General features: G+C 61.5%; 15 protein-coding genes. 10 read left to right on the plus strand and 5 right to left on the minus strand.

All coding sequences use genetic code 11. The features are described 5' to 3' along the window. Nucleotides 1-103 precede the first annotated feature (103 nt). The 5 genes from Q5H93_RS00585 to coaE all read left to right on the plus strand — a co-directional run bounded on the left by Q5H93_RS00585 (nt 104) and on the right by coaE (nt 3,395). Nucleotides 104-1,102 (plus strand): isocitrate/isopropylmalate dehydrogenase family protein, encoded by a 999-nt coding sequence (locus tag Q5H93_RS00585; protein ID WP_305004524.1) that lies wholly within the window; start codon nt 104-106, stop codon nt 1,100-1,102. Nucleotides 1,103-1,181: 79 nt separating this feature from the next. After that, nucleotides 1,182-1,694, plus strand: a complete 513-nt coding sequence (locus Q5H93_RS00590) for a DUF1573 domain-containing protein (protein WP_305004525.1) — start codon at nt 1,182-1,184, stop codon at nt 1,692-1,694. Between the two features lie 21 nt (nt 1,695-1,715). Further along, nucleotides 1,716-2,030 carry a preprotein translocase subunit YajC gene (gene yajC / locus Q5H93_RS00595; protein WP_305004526.1) on the plus strand — a complete coding sequence of 105 codons (315 nt, stop codon included), beginning with the start codon at nt 1,716-1,718 and terminating at the stop codon, nt 2,028-2,030. Between the two features lie 3 nt (nt 2,031-2,033). Next, the gene (locus Q5H93_RS00600) at nt 2,034-2,774 is read left to right on the plus strand and encodes a YbbR-like domain-containing protein (RefSeq protein ID WP_305004527.1); all 741 of its coding nucleotides are present in this window, start codon (nt 2,034-2,036) and stop codon (nt 2,772-2,774) included. An 18-nt stretch (nt 2,775-2,792) separates the two neighbouring features. Further along, nucleotides 2,793-3,395 (plus strand): dephospho-CoA kinase, encoded by a 603-nt coding sequence (coaE, locus tag Q5H93_RS00605; RefSeq protein ID WP_305004528.1) that lies wholly within the window; start codon nt 2,793-2,795, stop codon nt 3,393-3,395. Between the two features lie 48 nt (nt 3,396-3,443). Here the strand turns inward: coaE and Q5H93_RS00610 are convergent, their stop codons facing one another. After that, complete coding sequence (locus tag Q5H93_RS00610) at nt 3,444-3,767, minus strand: ArsR/SmtB family transcription factor (protein ID WP_305004529.1); 324 nt, start codon at nt 3,765-3,767, stop codon at nt 3,444-3,446. A 240-nt stretch (nt 3,768-4,007) separates the two neighbouring features. Here Q5H93_RS00610 and Q5H93_RS00615 point away from each other — a divergent pair, with 240 nt between their 5' ends. The 3 genes from Q5H93_RS00615 to Q5H93_RS00625 all read left to right on the plus strand — a co-directional run bounded on the left by Q5H93_RS00615 (nt 4,008) and on the right by Q5H93_RS00625 (nt 7,713). After that, entirely contained in the window at nt 4,008-5,237 is a 1,230-nt protein-coding gene (locus Q5H93_RS00615) for a Glu/Leu/Phe/Val dehydrogenase dimerization domain-containing protein (RefSeq protein ID WP_305004530.1), read from the plus strand. 439 nt (nt 5,238-5,676) lie between these two features. Next, nucleotides 5,677-6,420, plus strand: a complete 744-nt coding sequence (locus Q5H93_RS00620; protein ID WP_305004834.1) for an LOG family protein — start codon at nt 5,677-5,679, stop codon at nt 6,418-6,420. A 102-nt stretch (nt 6,421-6,522) separates the two neighbouring features. After that, nucleotides 6,523-7,713: a lycopene cyclase family protein gene (locus Q5H93_RS00625; RefSeq protein ID WP_305004531.1), complete on the plus strand. Its 1,191-nt coding sequence runs from the start codon at nt 6,523-6,525 to the stop codon at nt 7,711-7,713. Here Q5H93_RS00625 and Q5H93_RS00630 read toward each other — a convergent pair. The 3 genes from Q5H93_RS00630 to Q5H93_RS00640 all read right to left on the minus strand — a co-directional run bounded on the left by Q5H93_RS00630 (nt 7,684) and on the right by Q5H93_RS00640 (nt 10,145). After that, nucleotides 7,684-8,361: an ABC transporter ATP-binding protein gene (locus Q5H93_RS00630; RefSeq protein WP_305004532.1), complete on the minus strand. Its 678-nt coding sequence runs from the start codon at nt 8,359-8,361 to the stop codon at nt 7,684-7,686. The genes Q5H93_RS00625 and Q5H93_RS00630 overlap by 30 nt on opposite strands. Nucleotides 8,362-8,500: 139 nt before the next feature. Beyond that, a complete protein-coding gene (locus Q5H93_RS00635) occupies nt 8,501-8,722 on the minus strand; it encodes a DUF2795 domain-containing protein (protein WP_035561220.1) in 222 nt (73 codons plus the stop codon). Between the two features lie 100 nt (nt 8,723-8,822). Then, nucleotides 8,823-10,145, minus strand: a complete 1,323-nt coding sequence (locus Q5H93_RS00640) for a DUF349 domain-containing protein (protein ID WP_305004533.1) — start codon at nt 10,143-10,145, stop codon at nt 8,823-8,825. A gap of 490 nt (nt 10,146-10,635) precedes the next feature. Here Q5H93_RS00640 and ettA point away from each other — a divergent pair, with 490 nt between their 5' ends. Both ettA and nhaA read left to right on the plus strand, forming a co-directional pair. After that, a complete protein-coding gene (ettA, locus tag Q5H93_RS00645; RefSeq protein WP_305004534.1) occupies nt 10,636-12,303 on the plus strand; it encodes an energy-dependent translational throttle protein EttA in 1,668 nt (555 codons plus the stop codon). A 77-nt stretch (nt 12,304-12,380) separates the two neighbouring features. After that, a complete protein-coding gene (nhaA, locus tag Q5H93_RS00650; protein ID WP_305004535.1) occupies nt 12,381-13,694 on the plus strand; it encodes a Na+/H+ antiporter NhaA in 1,314 nt (437 codons plus the stop codon). Nucleotides 13,695-13,712: 18 nt separating this feature from the next. On the opposite strand, the gene Q5H93_RS00655 is transcribed toward nhaA, so the two are convergent. Further along, nucleotides 13,713-16,916 (minus strand): reprolysin-like metallopeptidase, encoded by a 3,204-nt coding sequence (locus tag Q5H93_RS00655; protein ID WP_305004536.1) that lies wholly within the window; start codon nt 16,914-16,916, stop codon nt 13,713-13,715. Nucleotides 16,917-17,032: the final 116 nt, after the last annotated feature.

A 17,032-nucleotide genomic window follows, 5' to 3' on the forward strand; every position in this document is an offset into this window, starting at 1 on the left:
AATGGGTGAATGGCTGAATGAGTGAATGGGTAAATGACTCGTCAATTTCGCCCAGCACCCATTCAGCCATTCAGCCATTCACTCATTCATCCATTTACAAAAAATGCACTTAATCACCCTTATTCCCGGCGACGGCATCGGGCCCGAAATCACGAAAGCAGTTACCGACATTCTCGCCGCCGCCAAGGCGCCCATCCAATGGGAAGAGCAGAACGCCGGGCAAACCACCTTCGACCAATCGGGCGAGCTGATTCCGCAGGCGCTGCTGACTTCGCTGGAAAAAACCAAGGTGGCCCTGAAAGGCCCCATCACCACGCCGGTCGGGAAAGGGTTCCGGAGCATCAACGTGACGCTGCGGCAGAAGTACGACCTCTACCAGAACGTGCGCCCCGCCAAAACCACGGCGGGCCTGACGAGCCGGTACGAGGGCATTAACCTGGTGCTGTTCCGTGAAAACACCGAGGGCCTGTACGCTGGCCTGGAGCTGTTTGACGAGCACCTCGGCATTGCCGACTCCATCGCCCGCAACACGGTGGCTGGCGCCCGCAAAATCTGCCGCGCCGCCTTCGCCTACGCCGATAAGCACGGCCGTAAAAAGGTGACCCTGGCCCACAAAGCCAACATCCTGAAAATCGCGGGCAAGCTGATGCTCGATGCCTGCGCCGCCGCCGCCGCCGAGTTTCCACACATCGTGTACGAGGATAAAATCATCGACAACATGTGCATGCAGCTGGTTACCAAGCCGGAGCAGTTCGATGTGATTGTAACCACCAACCTGTTCGGCGACATCCTCTCCGACCTCTGCGCCGGCCTCGTGGGCGGCCTGGGCGTGGTGGCCGGCGCCAACATCGGCGACGACATGGCGGTGTTCGAAGCTGTGCACGGCTCCGCTCCCGACATTGCCGGGCAGGGCAAAGCCAACCCCACCGCCCTGTTACGCTCGGCGCTGATGATGCTGGAGCACCTGGGCGAGCACGCCATTGCCGAGCGCATCGAGAAGGCCCTGAATGCCACGCTGGCTAACAAAGCCGAATGCACCGGCGACCTGGGCGGCTCGGCCAGCACCAGTGAGTTTGCGCAGCACATCATTGCCAAGCTGTAAGTTAAAATTGAAGTAACTTTGACCGTTGTTTACCAGCCCTCCGGAGTTTGGTAAACAACGGTCTTGTTTTGTTATCCTTATGAAAATTCAGACTCTCCTGGCCGCCACCCTGCTCTTGGTGGCTGCCTGCAACCGCGACAAGCAGGAAGTAGGCACCGAAGGCATGAACGCCGCCGCCAACCAAGCCGACGCCGCCGCCAACCCCACCATCGACAACCCCAACGTGGTGAGCGAAGACGAGGCGCCCAACCCCGACGCCCCGGTGATGACCTTCGCCGAAACCGAGTTCGACTTCGGCGACATTCAGCCCGATTCGAAAGTGCGTCACACCTTCACCTTCACCAACACCGGCAAAACGCCCTTGCTGATTGAGGACGCCACCGCTTCCTGCGGCTGCACCACCCCTAGCTGGACCAAGGAGCCCGTGGCGCCCGGCGCCAAAGGCACCATCGAAGTGCAATTCGACAGCCACGGCAAGCAGGGCCTGCAAAGCAAGCAGGTAAATGTGCGGGCTAATACCCAGCCCAGCATCACCACGGTTACCATCAAGGGTAGCATCCTGAGCAACGAAGGGCCGCAGCGGCCGTCGTAAATCCTTTGACTTCCTGAGATTATGTTTTTGACTCTCTTGTTGCAAGCTACGGGCGAAGGCCTTACCAGCCTGCTGTTTCCGGTAGCCATTGGCCTGGTGGTGTATTTCTTCATGATTCGGCCGCAGCAAAAGCGCTCGAACGATGCCAAGAAATTCCGCGAAACCCTCACCAAAGGCTCGCGCATCGTTACCATCGGTGGCTTGCACGGGCTGGTTGTCGACCTCACCGAAGACACCGTGGTGGTGGAAGTGGACCGCGGCACCAAGCTGCGCTTCGACCGTTCGGCCATTGCCCGCGAAGTGGGCAACAAACCCGCCGAAAGCGCGGCCAGCTAAGTCATGGAAGGGCCGTTAAGCCGGGCGAGCCGCTTGCTGCGGTGGTTTGTGCGGCCCTTCGCGGGGCAGGAGCCCAGCTTTTACCGCGCCGTGACGGCCTGTTTGCTGGCCTCGGGCTTGTTCTGGCAGATGAATGCCCTGAACAAAACCTACACCACGCGGCTCAACTTCCCGTTGCGCTGGCACTACGACACCGCGCAATACGTGCCGCTCCGCCCGCTGCCCAGCCAGCTGCCGGTCACCGTCACCGGGCGGGGCTGGCGGCTGCTACGTGCCAATCTGGGCTGGGGCGTGCAGCCCGCCGAGCTACGCCCCAAAACAATGCCCGGCACCCGCTACCTGCCCGCTAAAGTGTGGCGCCGCGCCCTGCAAACCGGCCTGGAAGGCTTGGAGGTCAACGAATCGGCCAGCGACACGCTGCGCCTGACCTTTGACCGCTACGCCACGCGCCGCTTACCGTTGACTTTGAGTCAGGCTACTGCGGATTCGGCCCAAACCTATACAGCGCGCTTTACCCCCAGCGTGCTCACTTTTCGCGGCCCGTCGAGCGTCATCTCGCAGCTGCCCAATCCGTACCCGATAGTGCTGGTAGGCGCCCCGGCCGACCCCGACGAAAACCTGGAGCTGGCCGTGAGCCTGCCCGCGCTGGTGCGGGCTTCGGCACGGTTCGTATTGGCCAAAGTGCAGCCGCGCCAGCCGGATTCCCGGCGTGGGCGGCGTAACCGCCGCGGCATTTCCAATTAACCAAATCAGCTTCGGCTTATGCTACGAATCGGTATCACGGGCGGCATCGGCTCGGGCAAAAGCATCGTCAGTCGCTTGTTTCAGGTGCTGGGCGTGCCCATTTACGATGCCGACACGCGGGCGCGCTGGGTGATGGAAAACGACGCCCTGCTGCGGCAGCAGCTCCGCGAAGCCTTCGGCCACGACATCTACGACGCCGAAAACCGCCTGAATCGGCCGTTATTGGCCCGCCTCGTGTTTCCGCAGCCCGAGTTGCTGGCACGGCTCAATGCGCTGGTGCATCCGCGCGTAGGAGCCGATTTTGAGGACTGGGCCCAGGTGCAGCAAGCCACCGGCCACGCCTACGTGCTCAAGGAAGCGGCCCTGATGTTCGAATCGAACTCGTACCGGCAGCTTGACCAAGTAATTACCGTGACGGCGCCGCTGGCCATCCGGCAGGCCCGGGTGCTGCGCCGCGACCCGCACCGTACGGCCGATGACGTGCTGGCCATCATGGCTAAGCAGCTGAGCGAGGAGGAGAAAGTAGCCCGCGCCCAGCACATCATCGTCAATGACGACGCGCACCTGCTTATTCCGCAGGTGCTGGCCTTGCACCAGCAGTTTGGGCAAAGCAAGCAATAAAAAAGGCCACTCCAAGGAGTGGCCTTTTTGCTTGATAGCAAACGGCAATTATTGCAGTTTGCCCGAGTAGTCTTCCAGCGTGTCGATTACTTTCAACAGCTGCGGAACAGCCAGCGAGTAGTAAATCTTGGTGCCAACTTTCGTCGACTTCAGTACGCCGCGGTCTTTGAGGGTGATGAGGTGCTGCGAAGCAATAGCCTGGGGCAGCTCGAGCGCCTGGTAGATATCGGTAACCGAAAGTTGTTGGTCTTTGCCTTTTACTTTGCCGAGTAAGTCAACGATAGCCAGACGCTTAGGGTGCGAGAGAACTTTGAGCATGGCCGCAGCGCGGTCCAGCTGCTGCGCTTCGACGCGCGTGTGCAGTGGTTTCATGAAATCAGTAAAGGATGAAAAAAAATTGGGGATTTGAATAAGGGCAATACGATATTACTGCCCGGTAAAGTTCCAGACGGGGGTGCAAAATAGGGGAAAACATTTCAATTTCGGGCAAAATATTTGCGAGTTCAGCCGAAAAACGTCCTGTTGAAGTACAATTCTGCACCAGCCAATACGCTAGAAAAGGCATGCGTACCTTTGTGGTAGCTTAAATTCCTGCCATTTTCCCTTGTTCGCATGCAAAACCTGCTCGCCAAATTTGAGACCAAACGTCCCGAAATAGTATTTGAATGGAAAGATTCTGAAACGGAAGCTGAAGGCTGGGTGGTCATTAACTCGCTACGGGGCGGGGCCGCCGGCGGCGGCACCCGCATGCGCAAGGGCTTGGATAAGCGGGAAGTGGAAAGCCTGGCCAAAACGATGGAGGTCAAGTTTACAGTATCCGGCCCGGCCATCGGGGGGGCCAAGTCGGGCATCAATTTCGACCCGCAGGACCCCCGCAAGCGCGGCGTACTGGAGCGGTGGTACCGGGCCGTAATCCCGCTGCTAAAGAATTATTACGGCACCGGTGGTGACCTTAACGTGGATGAAATCCACGAGGTTATTCCTATTACTGAAGAATACGGCCTCTGGCACCCCCAGGAGGGCGTCGTGACGGGCCACTACCGCGCCACCGAACCCCAGAAAATCCAAAAGCTCGGCCAGCTCCGCCAGGGCGTTGTCAAAGTGGTGGAAGACGCCACCTTCTCGCCCAACCTGGCCCGCAAATACACCATCGCCGACCTCATCACTGGCTACGGCGTGGCCGAGGCCGTGGGCCACTACTACCGCTTGTGGCTGGACGGCAACCTGCAAGGCCAACGTGCTATTATCCAGGGTTGGGGCAACGTGGGCGCGGCGGCGGCCTACTACCTGGCCGGGAAGGGCGTGCGCGTGGTCGGCATCATCGACCGGGCCGGCGGGCTGATTAAGGAGGAAGGCTTCACGCTGGAGGAAATCCGGGCGCTGCTGCTGGCCCGCGATGGTAACGCGCTGTTTGCCGATAACCTGCTGCCCTTTGCGGAGGTGAACGAGAAAATCTGGTCCATCGGGGCCGATATTTTCATCCCCGCCGCGGCTTCGCGGCTCGTGACGCGGGAGCAGGTGGAGCAATTGCTGGCCGGCGGCCTCCAGGTCATCAGCTGCGGCGCCAATGTGCCGTTTGCCGACCCGGAAATTTTCTTCGGTGCTACCGGCGAATTTGCGGACCAGCACACCGGCGTAGTGCCCGATTTCATCGCCAACTGCGGCATGGCGCGGGTGTTTGCCTACCTCATGGAAACCGGCGCCGAGATTACCGACCAAGCCATTTTTGCGGATACCTCGCGCATTATCGGGGCGGCGCTGGAGCGGACGCATGCCGAGCATAAGGAGCGCACGGGCGTGGCGCAGCATGCCTTTGAGGTGGCGTTGCAGCAACTGGTGTGATTGTAGAACGATAAACTCCCCTCCTTGGAAAGGAGGGGATGTTTTCGCGCCAGCGAAAACGGGGGTGGTTGAACCGTCCGCGCCGGTTGGGCTTTTAAAGTAGCTTAAATAAAAGTCACTGCGTCGTTCTAACGGCGCGACCGGGCGAACCACCCCCGTTCGCGCCTCTTCGGCGCTCACATCCCCTCCTTTCCAAGGAGGGGGGCTTATCGTTCTATTTACCCTTACATTTCACCGTTTCGGCATAATTCCCTAACTTGCATGCCCTACTTTTGGTCGCTCCGCCCGATGGAGCGACTTTTCTTTTTTTAAAATTCCCATGTCGAAACTTAAAAAGACCAGCAAAACCAAGCTCGCCGACGAAATTCTGAATGCGGGCAGCGGTCAGACCATCCAGCAACCCAACGTCAACGACGACAAGCTTACCACCATTTCCGACATGCGCGAGCAGGCCACCGGCGAGCGCACCATCGCGCTTGAGGATGAGCAGCGCGTGCGCCAGTCGTTCGTGGACAAGGACTGGAACGAAATCCGTATTGCCGACAGCTGGCAGATTTTCAAGATAATGGCCGAGTTTGTGGAAGGCTTCGAGAAGCTCTCTAAAATCGGCCCCTGCGTGAGCATCTTTGGTTCGGCCCGCACTAAGCCTGAGAATCCGTATTACCAGATGGCCGAGGAAATTGCGGCCAAACTGGTGCGCCACGGCTACGGCGTGATTACGGGCGGCGGCCCCGGCATTATGGAAGCTGGCAACAAGGGTGCTCGTGCCGAAGGCGGTAAGTCGGTGGGTTTGAACATCGAGCTGCCTTTCGAGCAGACGCACAACATCTACATCGACCAGGACAAGTGCATCGACTTCGACTACTTCTTCGTGCGCAAGGTGATGTTTGTGAAGTACGCGCAGGCCTTTGTGGGCATGCCCGGCGGCTTCGGTACGCTCGACGAGCTATTTGAGGCCCTGACGCTGATTCAGACCAAGAAAATCGGGCGCTTCCCCATCGTGCTGGTCGGCTCGGCCTACTGGAACGGGATGCTCGACTGGATTAAGAATGTGATGCTGAAGGAGGAGCACAACATCTCGGCTGAGGATTTGAACTTGGTGCAAATCGTGGACGACGCCAGCGAGGCGGTGAAAATCATCGACGACTTCTACCACAAGTATTCGTTGTCGCCGAACTTCTAAAATCGCTGGTTTTCGCGGATTAACCGTAATTTCATTGATTTTATTTCGGCTGAAAATCAAAAGGAGCCGTTCCGTAAGGAGCGGCTTCTTTATTTTGTGGCAATGAGCGTGAGCGAACAACCAGCGGAAGAATACGATTACCTGATTATCGGTGGCGGCGCGGCGGGGCTGAGTCTGGCGTATCACATGGCGCAGGAACCGCGGCTGGCGGACAAGCGGGTGCTGCTGCTGGAGCCGGAAGCCAAGACGCAGAACGACCGCACCTGGTCATTCTGGGCGGATGAGCCGTCGCCGTTTGACGGCATTGTAGTGGGGGAGTGGCGGCAAATTGCTTTCCGCAGCCCCGGTTTCGAGCGCGTTTTCGACCTGGGGCGCTACCGGTACAAGACTATCCGGGGAGTTGATTACTACCGGTTTGTACAAGCCGCGCTGGCGGCCCGGCCGCAGCAGTTTAGGGTGCTACGTGGGGTAGTGTCGGAGTTGGTGAAGGAAGGCGACAGGGTGACTGCTCGCAGCACCGCCGGGGATTTTCGGGCCCGCTACGCCTTCGATAGCCGCCCGCCCCGCATCCAGCCGCGACCGGATAAATACCACTACCAGGTGCAGCACTTTGTGGGTTGGGAAGTAGAAACCGATATTGATGTTTTCAACCCCGAGGTAGCGGAGTTTATGGACTTTCGGGGTGAGCAGCAACAGGAAGCGCGGTTTATCTACGTGCTGCCTTTCTCGCGGCGCAAGGCGCTGGTTGAATACACCTTGTTCTCGGGTGCGCCGTTGGAAAAGAGTGAGTATGAAGCCGCTTTGCGGGAGTATTTGAGCACTACGCTCGGCTTGCAGGATTACCGGATTACGGACGAAGAAGTCGGGGCCATTCCCATGACTGACCATCCGCTGCCGGCGCAAACCGGGCCGAATATCGTCAACATCGGCACGCGGGGCGGGCGGGCCAAGGCCAGCACCGGCTACGCGTTTAAGCGCATTCAGCAGCAGTCGGCGCGGCTGGCGGCGGCGCTGGCAGCTACCGGCCAACTGCCCGAGGATGTGACAGGGGATAAATGGCAATTCCGGCTATTCGACACATTGCTGCTGGATATCATGCAGCGGCGGGGCGAAACTACACGGGACATTTTCGCCCAGCTTTTTGCCAATAACCCGGTGGAGCGCATCTTCCGGTTCCTGGATGAGCGCACGTCGTGGGTTGATAACCTACGAATTATGAACTCAGTGCCGGCCGGGCCGTTCATGCGCTCCATCTGGCAGGTGCTACGCGGGCGGCCGGGGCGCCGCCTCTAGCACGGCGCGGGCTTCGCGCACGCTGGCGGCGGAAATGGGGCGAAGCGTAGGCGTATCCTCGGCCAGATTGAAGAGGAAGCCAGTTGTTTCCGTCAAGCTGTCAATGTCATGCGTGCTACAGAGCACGGTTTTGCCCTCGCGCTGCACCCAGCCGTGGATGAGGTCGAACACGCGGCGGCGGTAGTACACGTCGAGCTGCTGGGTGGGCTCGTCGAGCAGGTATAGGGCCGCATCGTGCAGGCTGAGCTGGGCCAGCCACACCAGCTGCTGCTCGCCGCCGGAGAGCTGCGTGAAGTCGCGGGCGGCTAGGTGCGGGGCGCCTACGGCCACCAAGGCGGCGTCGGCACGTGCATAATCATCAGGCGCATAAGCGCTGAGCATGCTGTGATGGCGGTAGCGGCCCATCAGCACCAACTCGCGCACGGTGATGGAAAAGTCGATGGCGCCGCGCTGCGGCAGGTAGCCCAAGTGGCCGCTGCTGGCGGGGCGGCGTAGCGTGCGCAGCTCCTGCCCGGCCAGCTGAATACTACCCTGGTAGGGCAGTTGGCCGGTGAGGACGCGGAATAGGGTCGTCTTACCCTGGCCATTGTGGCCTAGGACGGCGACGAAAGCCGGCCCGGGCAGGCACAAAAAAAGGTTGCGGAGCAATACCCGATTTGGGTAGCCCGCAACCAGATTTTCAATGTTTAGTGCTTGGTGCTTGGTGCTTAGTGCCTGGTGCATTACTTATTTAAGCTAACGCCTGCTAACTAAGCACCATGCGCTGACGGACAAGCGCCAAAAAACCTTAATACTCGTCCTCGTTGAACATGAAGTCCTCTTTGGTCGGATAGTCGGGCCAAACCTCCTCGATGTTTTCGTAGGGCTGGCCGTCGTCTTCCAGGGCTTGCAGGTTTTCCACCACTTCCATGGGGGCCCCCGAGCGGATGGAGAAGTCAATCAGTTCGTCTTTGGTGGCGGGCCAGGGGGCATCTTCCAGGTAGGAAGCGAGTTCGAGAGTCCAGTACATAGTAAACGGGTAAAAAAAGGTTGGCGAAGATAAGCGTTTCTGGCGCACAATCCCCGGGTGGGAAAAGCTTGGAAGCGACAACGTAAACCGCCGTCGAAAGTTAGCTGCCGGCCTGGGCCTGCTGGCTAAAGATAACAATGAGGTCGTTTTTGGTGCGGATTTTCCGCTCGAAGGAGCGGACTTTGGTTTGCAGCATCTGCCGGAACGAGTCGTTGGCCGGGCTGGAGCTGAGCTTGTCGAGATTGTCCTGCACCACGGCCAGCTCCTGGTGGTCGGTTTTGAGCAGCTCGCGCAGGGTTTCGGCCCGGAAGCGGGCGCGCTCGGCCGGCGTGCCGGCGGGCTCGCCGCCGGGCAGCTTGCGCAAGTAGTATTCCAGGGCACTGAGCTCGAATACTTTGTCGCAGGCCACCATGAAGCGGTGCCAGATACGGTCGGATTCCTCGCCGCGCACGGTGCCAACCTGTTTCCACTCGGCCTGCAGGTTTTTGGCCTGCTGGATGGCCTCGTTGGGCGGCACTTCCATCAGGGCCTCGGCGCGCTCGGCCAAGCGGCGCTTGCGGGCCAGCAGCTCCTCGGGGCCGGCGGCGCCGCTGGCGGTAGCGCCGGTGGCCTGCTGCGTCTGGATGTGGACCTTGAGGCGCTCGAAGAAGTAGTTGTTGGCGGCACGGAAGCGCGTCCAGAGTTCGGCGGCCTGCTTTTTGGGCAAGGTGCCATTCACTTCGCGCCAAGCCTGTTGCAATAGCTTGAGCTGCTTGGAGGCCGTCTCGAACTGCGTGGATTCCTTGAGCTTTTCGGCCTGGTTGATAAGGTCGCGGTACCGCATGATGGTGCGGCCGGCCATAGCTTTTTTATCAGCCTGGAAGGCTTTGCGGCGGTCGAAAAACACCTGGATAGCCGCCTGGAAGCGGGTTTCCAGCTGCTCGTTGAGCTCCTTGCTCACGGGGCCGGTTTTGAGCCAGCCCTGGCGCAGGTCTTTCACTACTTCGCTGGCCGACACCCATTCCACGCTGTCGCGCAGGGCCTCGGCCTGGGCAATGAAGTCTTGCTTGGCGGCGAGGTTTTTCTCGCGGTTTTGCTGGATGGTGACGCTCAAGCCTTCTTCGGCCTGGGAGATGCGCTGGTGCAGGCCGGCGAAATCGCCGAGGCCTTCGAAAGTCAGCAGCTGCTCCTTGAGGTGGATGGCCTTCATCAGGAAGGAGCCGCCGTTTTCGGCAGTGGCCATATTCGCCAGCGTCTCTTCGACTTTGGCGCGCATAAGAGTATCAAAACGTTGGGCGAAATAGAGGAGGGCGGCATCGGCCGTCTTCTTCACCACACCAATCTGGCGGGCCGCCTGGCCTAATACCGGGCGCAGCCAAACGCCATCGTTTTCCACGTAGCCGTAGCGTCGAGCTTCAGCCAGCAAGTGGTCGGTTGGTTCCATAAATCAAACTCGGGAATAGAAGGGCAGAAAGTGTGTTGGGGGTAGCGCGTGGTGCGGGAAGGAATTACAAGTTTACGCGAAAAAATCAGGGAATCCGCTTTTTGCAGACTGATTGATTAATCCGGCGAATGGGCAAGGTAGGGCCGCGCGCCGAATGTGCGCAAGTGTTGCGTGCCGTATTTCGGTGAAATGTCTGATTGGCAAAGCAGAATGAGCGAGCGGCGCGGCGAAGGCAATCGACGCTGAGTAAGCTCTACGTGGCAAAATGTTGAGGCGTTTTAGAAAATCGTTTGCACTTTTCCTGTCATTCCGGGCGCCGTGAAGAGCCTGCTTAGGGCTGAACGGCCAGCGGCTAGCCGGCTTGTCTGCGCGGGAGCAGGTCCTTCGCTACATTCAGCGTAGTAGTTTTTACCCTGCTTCATTCGGCCAGCCGCCTAAATCAAGGTAGCTTTGTTACTCTAACACTGCCACCCTTTCACCCGTTTTTTCCATGTCGGACCAGCCTACGATTATCTTCAGCATGGCCGGGGTAAGCAAGATTTACCCGCCGCAGAAGCAAGTTCTCAAAAACATTTACCTCTCGTTTTTCTACGGCGCCAAAATCGGCGTGCTCGGCCTCAACGGCTCGGGCAAGTCGAGTTTGCTGAAAATCATTGCCGGGGTTGACAAGCAGTTTCAGGGCGAAGTGGTGTGGTCGCCGGGCTACTCGGTGGGCTACCTGGAGCAGGAGCCGCAGCTCGACCCCACCAAAACCGTGCGCGAAGTGGTGGAGGAAGGCGTGGCCGAAACCGTGCGGCTGCTCAAGGAGTTCGATGAAATCAACGAAGCCTTTGGGGCCGAGGATGCCGACTTCGACAAGCTGCTGGAGCGCCAGGGCACTGTGCAGGAGCGCCTCGACCAGCTCGACGCCTGGAACCTCGACAACAAGCTGGAGCGCGCCATGGACGCCCTGCGCACCCCGCCGGAGGATGCCATCATCGGCAACCTCTCGGGCGGCGAGAAGCGCCGGGTGGCGCTGTGCCGCCTGCTTCTACAGGAGCCCGATGTGCTGCTGCTCGACGAACCGACCAACCACTTGGACGCCGAAAGCGTGCTCTGGCTGGAGCAGTACCTGCAGCAGTACAAAGGCACCGTGATTGCCGTAACCCACGACCGTTACTTCCTGGACAACGTGGCGGGCTGGATTCTGGAGCTGGACCGCGGCTCGGGCATTCCGTGGAAGGGCAACTACAGCAGCTGGCTCGACCAGAAAACCACCCGCCTGGCGCAGGAGGAAAACACCGAAAGCAAGCGCATGAAGACGCTGCAGCGCGAGCTGGAGTGGGTACGGATGTCGCCCAAAGCCCGCCAGAGCAAGGGCAAGGCCCGCCTGGCCAACTACGACAAGCTGGCCAGCGAGGAAGCCAAGGACAAGGAGCAGAAGCTGGAGCTGTTCATTCCCGACGGCCCGCGCCTGGGCGCGCAGGTGATTGAGGCCGAGGGCTTGCGTAAGGCATTTGGTGACAAGCTGCTGTTTGAAAACCTGAGCTTCTCGCTGCCGCAGGGTGGCATTGTGGGTATCATCGGGCCGAACGGGGCGGGCAAGACGACGCTCTTCCGCATGATAACCGACCAGATGCAGCCCGACGCGGGCACCTTCGAAGTGGGGCCGACGGTGCAGACGGCCTACATCGACCAGCAGCACGACTCGCTGGACCCTAATAAGTCGGTGTTTGAAACCATCACGGGCGGCACCGAAACCATGCTGCTGGCCGGCCGCCCGGTAAACTCGCGGGCCTACGTGAGCAAGTTCAACTTCGGCGGCGGCGACCAGGAGAAGAAGGTGGCGATGCTGAGCGGTGGGGAGAAAAACCGCGTCCACCTGGCCATGACGCTCAAGCAGGGCGCCAACCTGCTGCTGCTCGATGAGCCCACCAACGACCTGGACGTAAATGCCATCCGGGCGCTGGAGGACGCGCTGGAGAACTTCGCCGGCTGCGCCGTTATCATCAGCCACGACCGCTGGTTCCTGGACCGGCTGGCGACGCACATCCTGGCCTTCGAGGGCGACTCGGAGGTGGTGTGGTTCGAGGGCAATTTCACCGATTACGAGGAGGCCAAGAAGAAGCGCCTCGGCGACGTGGAGCCGAAGCGCGTGCGGTATAAAAAGCTGGGGTAGTACCCCAACTGCGCAGTTGTTTCAATCAAAACAAGCCGCCGGAGCGTACCTCCGGCGGCTTGTGGCTTTCACTGATTATGTCCGTTCCTGCCCTCATTCGTCCGCTCATCCGGCCCTTCGCCGAGTTTTTCCGGCGCGAGGCGGCGGGCGGCATCGTGCTGCTGGCGAGTGCAGCGCTGGCCCTGCTGCTGGCCAACACCAGCTGGGGGCCGGCGCGCTACTTCCCGGCGGTGTGGAATGAGCACCTGCGCATTGCGCTGGGCAGCGTGGTGCTGGACGAAAGCCTGCTGCATTGGATAAACGACGGGCTGATGACCGTGTTTTTCCTCATCGTGGGTCTGGAAATCAAGCGGGAGGTGCTGGAAGGCGAGCTGTCGAGCCTGCGGCAGGCGGCGCTGCCGGTGGCGGGGGCGCTGGGCGGCATGGTGCTGCCAGCGCTGCTCTATGCGCTGTTTAACCACGGCACGGCCACAGCCGACGGCTGGGGCATCCCGATGGCCACCGACATTGCCTTTGCGCTGGCGGTGCTGCAGCTGCTGGGGCCGCGGGTACCGCTGGGGCTCAAGGTATTTCTGACGGCGCTGGCCATTGTCGATGATTTGGGGGCGGTGCTGGTTATTGCCGGGTTTTACACCCAGGAGCTGCATCTGGACTACCTCTACCTGGCGCTAGGTACCTGGGCCGTGCTGTTGGCATTGAACTGGCTGGGAGCGCGCAGCCTGGTGCTGTACCTGCCGCTGGGACTAGTGCTGTGGTATTTCATGCTCGAATCGGGGATTCATGCCACGCTGGCCGGGGTGCTGCTGGCGGTGGCTATTCCATCGCGCACGCCGCACAGCCGGCCGGCGCTGCTGGATTTGATTGATACACGCTTACGGCTGCTGACGCACGAGGTGCACGGCGCCGATGCCGACCCGCGCACCATCAGCGAAGAGCTGGAGGAATTGTCGGCGGCCATCAGCTCGCCGGCGCAGAAGCTGGAGGAGCGGCTGCACTCGCTGGTGGCGTTTGGCATTGTGCCGCTGTTCGCCTTTGCTAATACCAGCCTGCAGCTCGATGGCGGCGTATTTCGGGAGTTGAACTCCCCGCTGGCGCTGGGCATAGCGGCGGGCCTGCTGCTGGGCAAGCCACTGGGCATCGTGGGTTTGAGCTGGGTGGTGGTGCGGCTGGGCTGGGCCACGCTGCCGCCGGGCGTGAGCTGGCGGCAGCTGTGGGGTGCGGGCGTGCTGGGCGGCATCGGGTTCACCATGTCGCTGTTTGTGACATTGCTGGCGCTGGGCGAGCACTCGGCGGGCGAGGCGGTGGCCAAACTGGCTATTCTGCTGACTTCGCTGCTGGCGGGCACGCTGGGGTACTGGCTGTTGCGGAGTAGCCCGGGTGATAACCAATAGCTATTGGCGGGTAATAGCTTATTCGACCACCACCCGGCGCACGACCGGGGCCTGCCCGGCTACCTGCACCGTCAGCAGGTAGGTGCCCGCGGCCAGAGCCTGCGTATCCAGCTCACCGTGGCGACCCGCGAAGCTCTGCCGGGCCAGGCGTTGGCCCAGCATATTATGCAGCGTGAGGGTGGCGGCGGCCGCCGGGGCGGCCAGCGTGACGCGCAAGGCGGTGCCGGCACCTACCGGGTTGGGAGCGACGGTGAACGCAGGGCTTGCCGCCGGCGCCGTAGCCAGCGGCGCGCAGGTAGCCAGCAGTGCAAAGCTGCCCGTTTCGCTGCCATAGCCCGACACGAATACCAGATACGTTGCTCCTGCTACGGCATTGAAATTAACCGAGGCCGGCTGGCTGCAGCCGTTGGCCCGGGTATCGTCGTTGCCCACCACGCAGGTGTAAGGCCCGCCGCACGGCCCCTGGTACACAAACAGCTTGGAGTCGTAGGTGGTGACTGCATCACACATCGTGATGTTGACCGCGCCGCCCGCCGTGCGCAGGGCGTAGAATACACCGCCGCCGTCCACGCTCACATCGCAGAAGGCGGTTGGGTCGCCGGTGGCGGTGGAATTTTCGGTGTTGCCCGTCACGCGGACGCCGCAGGTCAGGGGCAGGGCATTCGCGCACAAGTCATTGGCCGGAGTGGGGTAGAGCGTGCGGAAGGCGACAGCAGTGGGGGCTGAAACCGCGCCGGCAGCGCAGGTGCTCGTCACGTACACCGTGTAGCTGGTGCCGGGCAGCAGGCCCGTGAGCAGGGCCGGGGAGGCCGTTAGGGTTTGGGTGGTGGTGGCGGGCACCGTGCGGACGGTGTAGCTTGTGGCTCCGGCTACGCCCACAAAGTTGACGGTCGCCGAAGTCGTCGTGCGGTCAGAAACGGTAACTTCGGAAGGAGTCAGGCACAGGGGCGGTGCCGTCGTCGTAAAGCTGGTTGTGGCGGCCACTGAGCTGCCGCTGCCGCAGCTGCTTTGCACCTGCACCGTGTAGGCCGTGCCGGGCGTCAGCCCGGTCAGGGTCACGGGTGCGGCGCTCACGGTCTGGCTGGTGCTGGCGGGCGTAGTAGTCACCACGTACTGGGTGGCTCCCGGGCTGGGCGTAAACTGTACGCGGGCGCTGGTGTTGGTAATGGTGTTCACCGTCAGGCCAGCCACCGGCGCACACGGAGCCGGGCTGCTGATAGTAAAGTCGTTGTCCGAAATGTCGAAAAAGTAGTTGTCGGCGGCTTCCACCATGATGCGAGCCTGGCTGGTGTTCACGGTGGGTATTGTTACAGCGGCTGTGCCGTTGTTGGGCACACTCAATGCCAGAATAGTAGGGTAGGTATAGCCGCCGTCGGTGCTGAGGCGGATGTTCACGCGGGCGCAGTTCACGCCGTTGGCAGTGGTGCCGGCCACCGCCCAGGTAACGGTGCGGGAGCTACCGCCGGTCCAGGTCAGGCTGGTGTTGGGGGCCGTGACGCGGAAGGGGCCGGCGGCGCTGGTCACGCGCAGCTTCAGCGAGTCGCTACTCGTGATGCCGCCAACGACCCCGGCCGGGCCCGCGTGCAGGTCGCGGGCCGTGCATTTAAAGGTCAGCTGGCGCGTCACCAGCGGCAGCTGCTCGGCTAAATCAAAAGTACCGGTTACGATGCGGCCGAGGGCGGGGAAGTAGCGCGTGGACGAAGTGCCGGGGGGCAGCGAGCGAAACAGCGGCCGGTTTACGTTGGCTACCTGGGGGTCAGTGAGGGCGGCGGGCGTGCCCAAGTCCTGCTCTTCCCAGCTGTAGGTCAGGGCGTCGTTCTCCAGGTCCAGGCCGCTGGCCGTTAGCTTGAAAGGCGTATTGATGGGCAGCGTCAGGCCGCCGGCCGGAATGCTGACCACGGGCGGCGTGTTACCGGTGGCTGCTACGGTTGCGCAACTGGTGCCGCCAATGAAATTACGCATCTGCTCGTAGTTGCCCACGTTGAAAAAGGCATCTGAAAAACTTTGTAAGTTGTCGCTGCCGCACAGGCCACTGTACGACATAAGACTGGTGCCGGACCCCGGCTCCCAGGCAGTCAGGGGGCTGTGGTTGCCGCCGCAGCTAGGCAGGTTGTTGCTGTTGAAAATGTGGCCCGCGCCAAACTGGTGCCCCATCTCGTGGCACACGTACTTCACGCTGAAAAAGTCGCCGATGGGGTCTGTCAGGCAGGTGGCACCATTTGCCTTGGCACCGGCCTGACACACCGAGCGCAAGTAGCCGAGCCCGCCCCCATTCCGGCCGCCAAATACGTGCCCTGAGTCGTAGTTGGCCGAGCCAATGAGGTTGTCAGTAGTCGTCTGGTTTTCTGCCACCATGAGCACCGTGTTGCCGTCCGTGTAGGGGTCGGTGGCGGGATTGGTAAAAACCAGCCGGTCATTATTGGCCACTAGCATAAAGCGCACGGCCAGCTCCGTTTCAAATACGCCGCTGATGCGGTTGACGCTCGTCACGATGGCGGCCAGTCCCAGCGGCACCGTTCCGCCGTGAAACTGCGTGTATTCGCCGGTGGCCGCCACTGCCAGTCGGTATGTGCGCACCACGCCCCCGCTGCCGAGGGCGGCCGGGCCACCACCCCCAGCCGGCGCCGCAGCGGCTGGCGCCGAAGGCCCGGCTCCGGCCTTGACCCCGGTCAGGGGTTCGTGGCAAGCCACGCTGGGCCAGGCCTCGGGCCGTGCATCGCGGGCAAAAAAGCTGAGGTAGTGGCGGGTGTCGCCGCGTTGGGCGGGGTCGATATACACGGTGCCCGTAGCGGCCGACAGCACCTGGGCGTGCAGCCCGTGGGGCGTCAGGTCGAGGCGCAGGGTGGCCGTGGCGTCGTCGAGGCCCCGGCCAGCGTAGGTTTTGATGTCGGGGTAGCGGGCGGCCAGGGCCGGGGCCATCACGGCGGTTTCGCGCAGGGCGAAGCGGGCGCTACGGCCGTCGGGCAGGGGCAGGCTGAGCACCAGCGGGGCGGTGCCCGGCTGGCTCTCCGGCGGGGCGGTGGCCAGCACCGCGCGGGCGTCGGCCAGGTCCAGGCTCAAGGGCCGGGCGTGGGTCAGGGCGGCTTGTAAGGGCGAGGCCGGAATCCGGGCATCCCGGAGCAGGGCTGCTGGGTGGTGCTGAGCCAGCGCCGGCGTCAGCGAAACCAGGGTTATGCCGGCGGCAATCAGGAATTTTGCAGTGGCTAAGTAAGCGTTTTTCAAGGCGTAAGAGGATTGGTGAGAAAGTCGAAGGTAAGCAAAAATGGCGCCGGTTACTGGGGCGGCTATTCTCACGGGTTCCGGGGGGGGGCACTACCTCGGCCTTGAGGCCAAAACCG

It is taken from the genome of Hymenobacter aranciens, assembly GCF_030580865.1.
Taxonomy (GTDB): Bacteria; Bacteroidota; Bacteroidia; order Cytophagales; family Hymenobacteraceae; genus Hymenobacter; species Hymenobacter aranciens.

Excerpts from the sequence above, each read along its gene's own strand:
- Q5H93_RS00610 (WP_305004529.1), bottom strand. The coding sequence starts at position 3,767 with ATGAAACCACTGCACACGCGCGTCGAAGCGCAGCAGCTGGACCGCGCT.
- Q5H93_RS00620 (WP_305004834.1), top strand. The coding sequence starts at position 5,677 with ATGCGCGAGCAGGCCACCGGCGAGCGCACCATCGCGCTTGAGGATGAG.
- Q5H93_RS00635 (WP_035561220.1), bottom strand. The coding sequence starts at position 8,722 with ATGTACTGGACTCTCGAACTCGCTTCCTACCTGGAAGATGCCCCCTGG.
- Q5H93_RS00640 (WP_305004533.1), bottom strand. The coding sequence starts at position 10,145 with ATGGAACCAACCGACCACTTGCTGGCTGAAGCTCGACGCTACGGCTAC.
- yajC (WP_305004526.1), top strand. The coding sequence starts at position 1,716 with ATGTTTTTGACTCTCTTGTTGCAAGCTACGGGCGAAGGCCTTACCAGC.
- Q5H93_RS00625 (WP_305004531.1), top strand. The coding sequence starts at position 6,523 with ATGAGCGTGAGCGAACAACCAGCGGAAGAATACGATTACCTGATTATC.
- Q5H93_RS00585 (WP_305004524.1), top strand. The coding sequence starts at position 104 with ATGCACTTAATCACCCTTATTCCCGGCGACGGCATCGGGCCCGAAATC.
- Q5H93_RS00615 (WP_305004530.1), top strand. The coding sequence starts at position 4,008 with ATGCAAAACCTGCTCGCCAAATTTGAGACCAAACGTCCCGAAATAGTA.
- ettA (WP_305004534.1), top strand. The coding sequence starts at position 10,636 with ATGTCGGACCAGCCTACGATTATCTTCAGCATGGCCGGGGTAAGCAAG.
- Q5H93_RS00590 (WP_305004525.1), top strand. The coding sequence starts at position 1,182 with ATGAAAATTCAGACTCTCCTGGCCGCCACCCTGCTCTTGGTGGCTGCC.
- Q5H93_RS00600 (WP_305004527.1), top strand. The coding sequence starts at position 2,034 with ATGGAAGGGCCGTTAAGCCGGGCGAGCCGCTTGCTGCGGTGGTTTGTG.
- coaE (WP_305004528.1), top strand. The coding sequence starts at position 2,793 with ATGCTACGAATCGGTATCACGGGCGGCATCGGCTCGGGCAAAAGCATC.
- nhaA (WP_305004535.1), top strand. The coding sequence starts at position 12,381 with ATGTCCGTTCCTGCCCTCATTCGTCCGCTCATCCGGCCCTTCGCCGAG.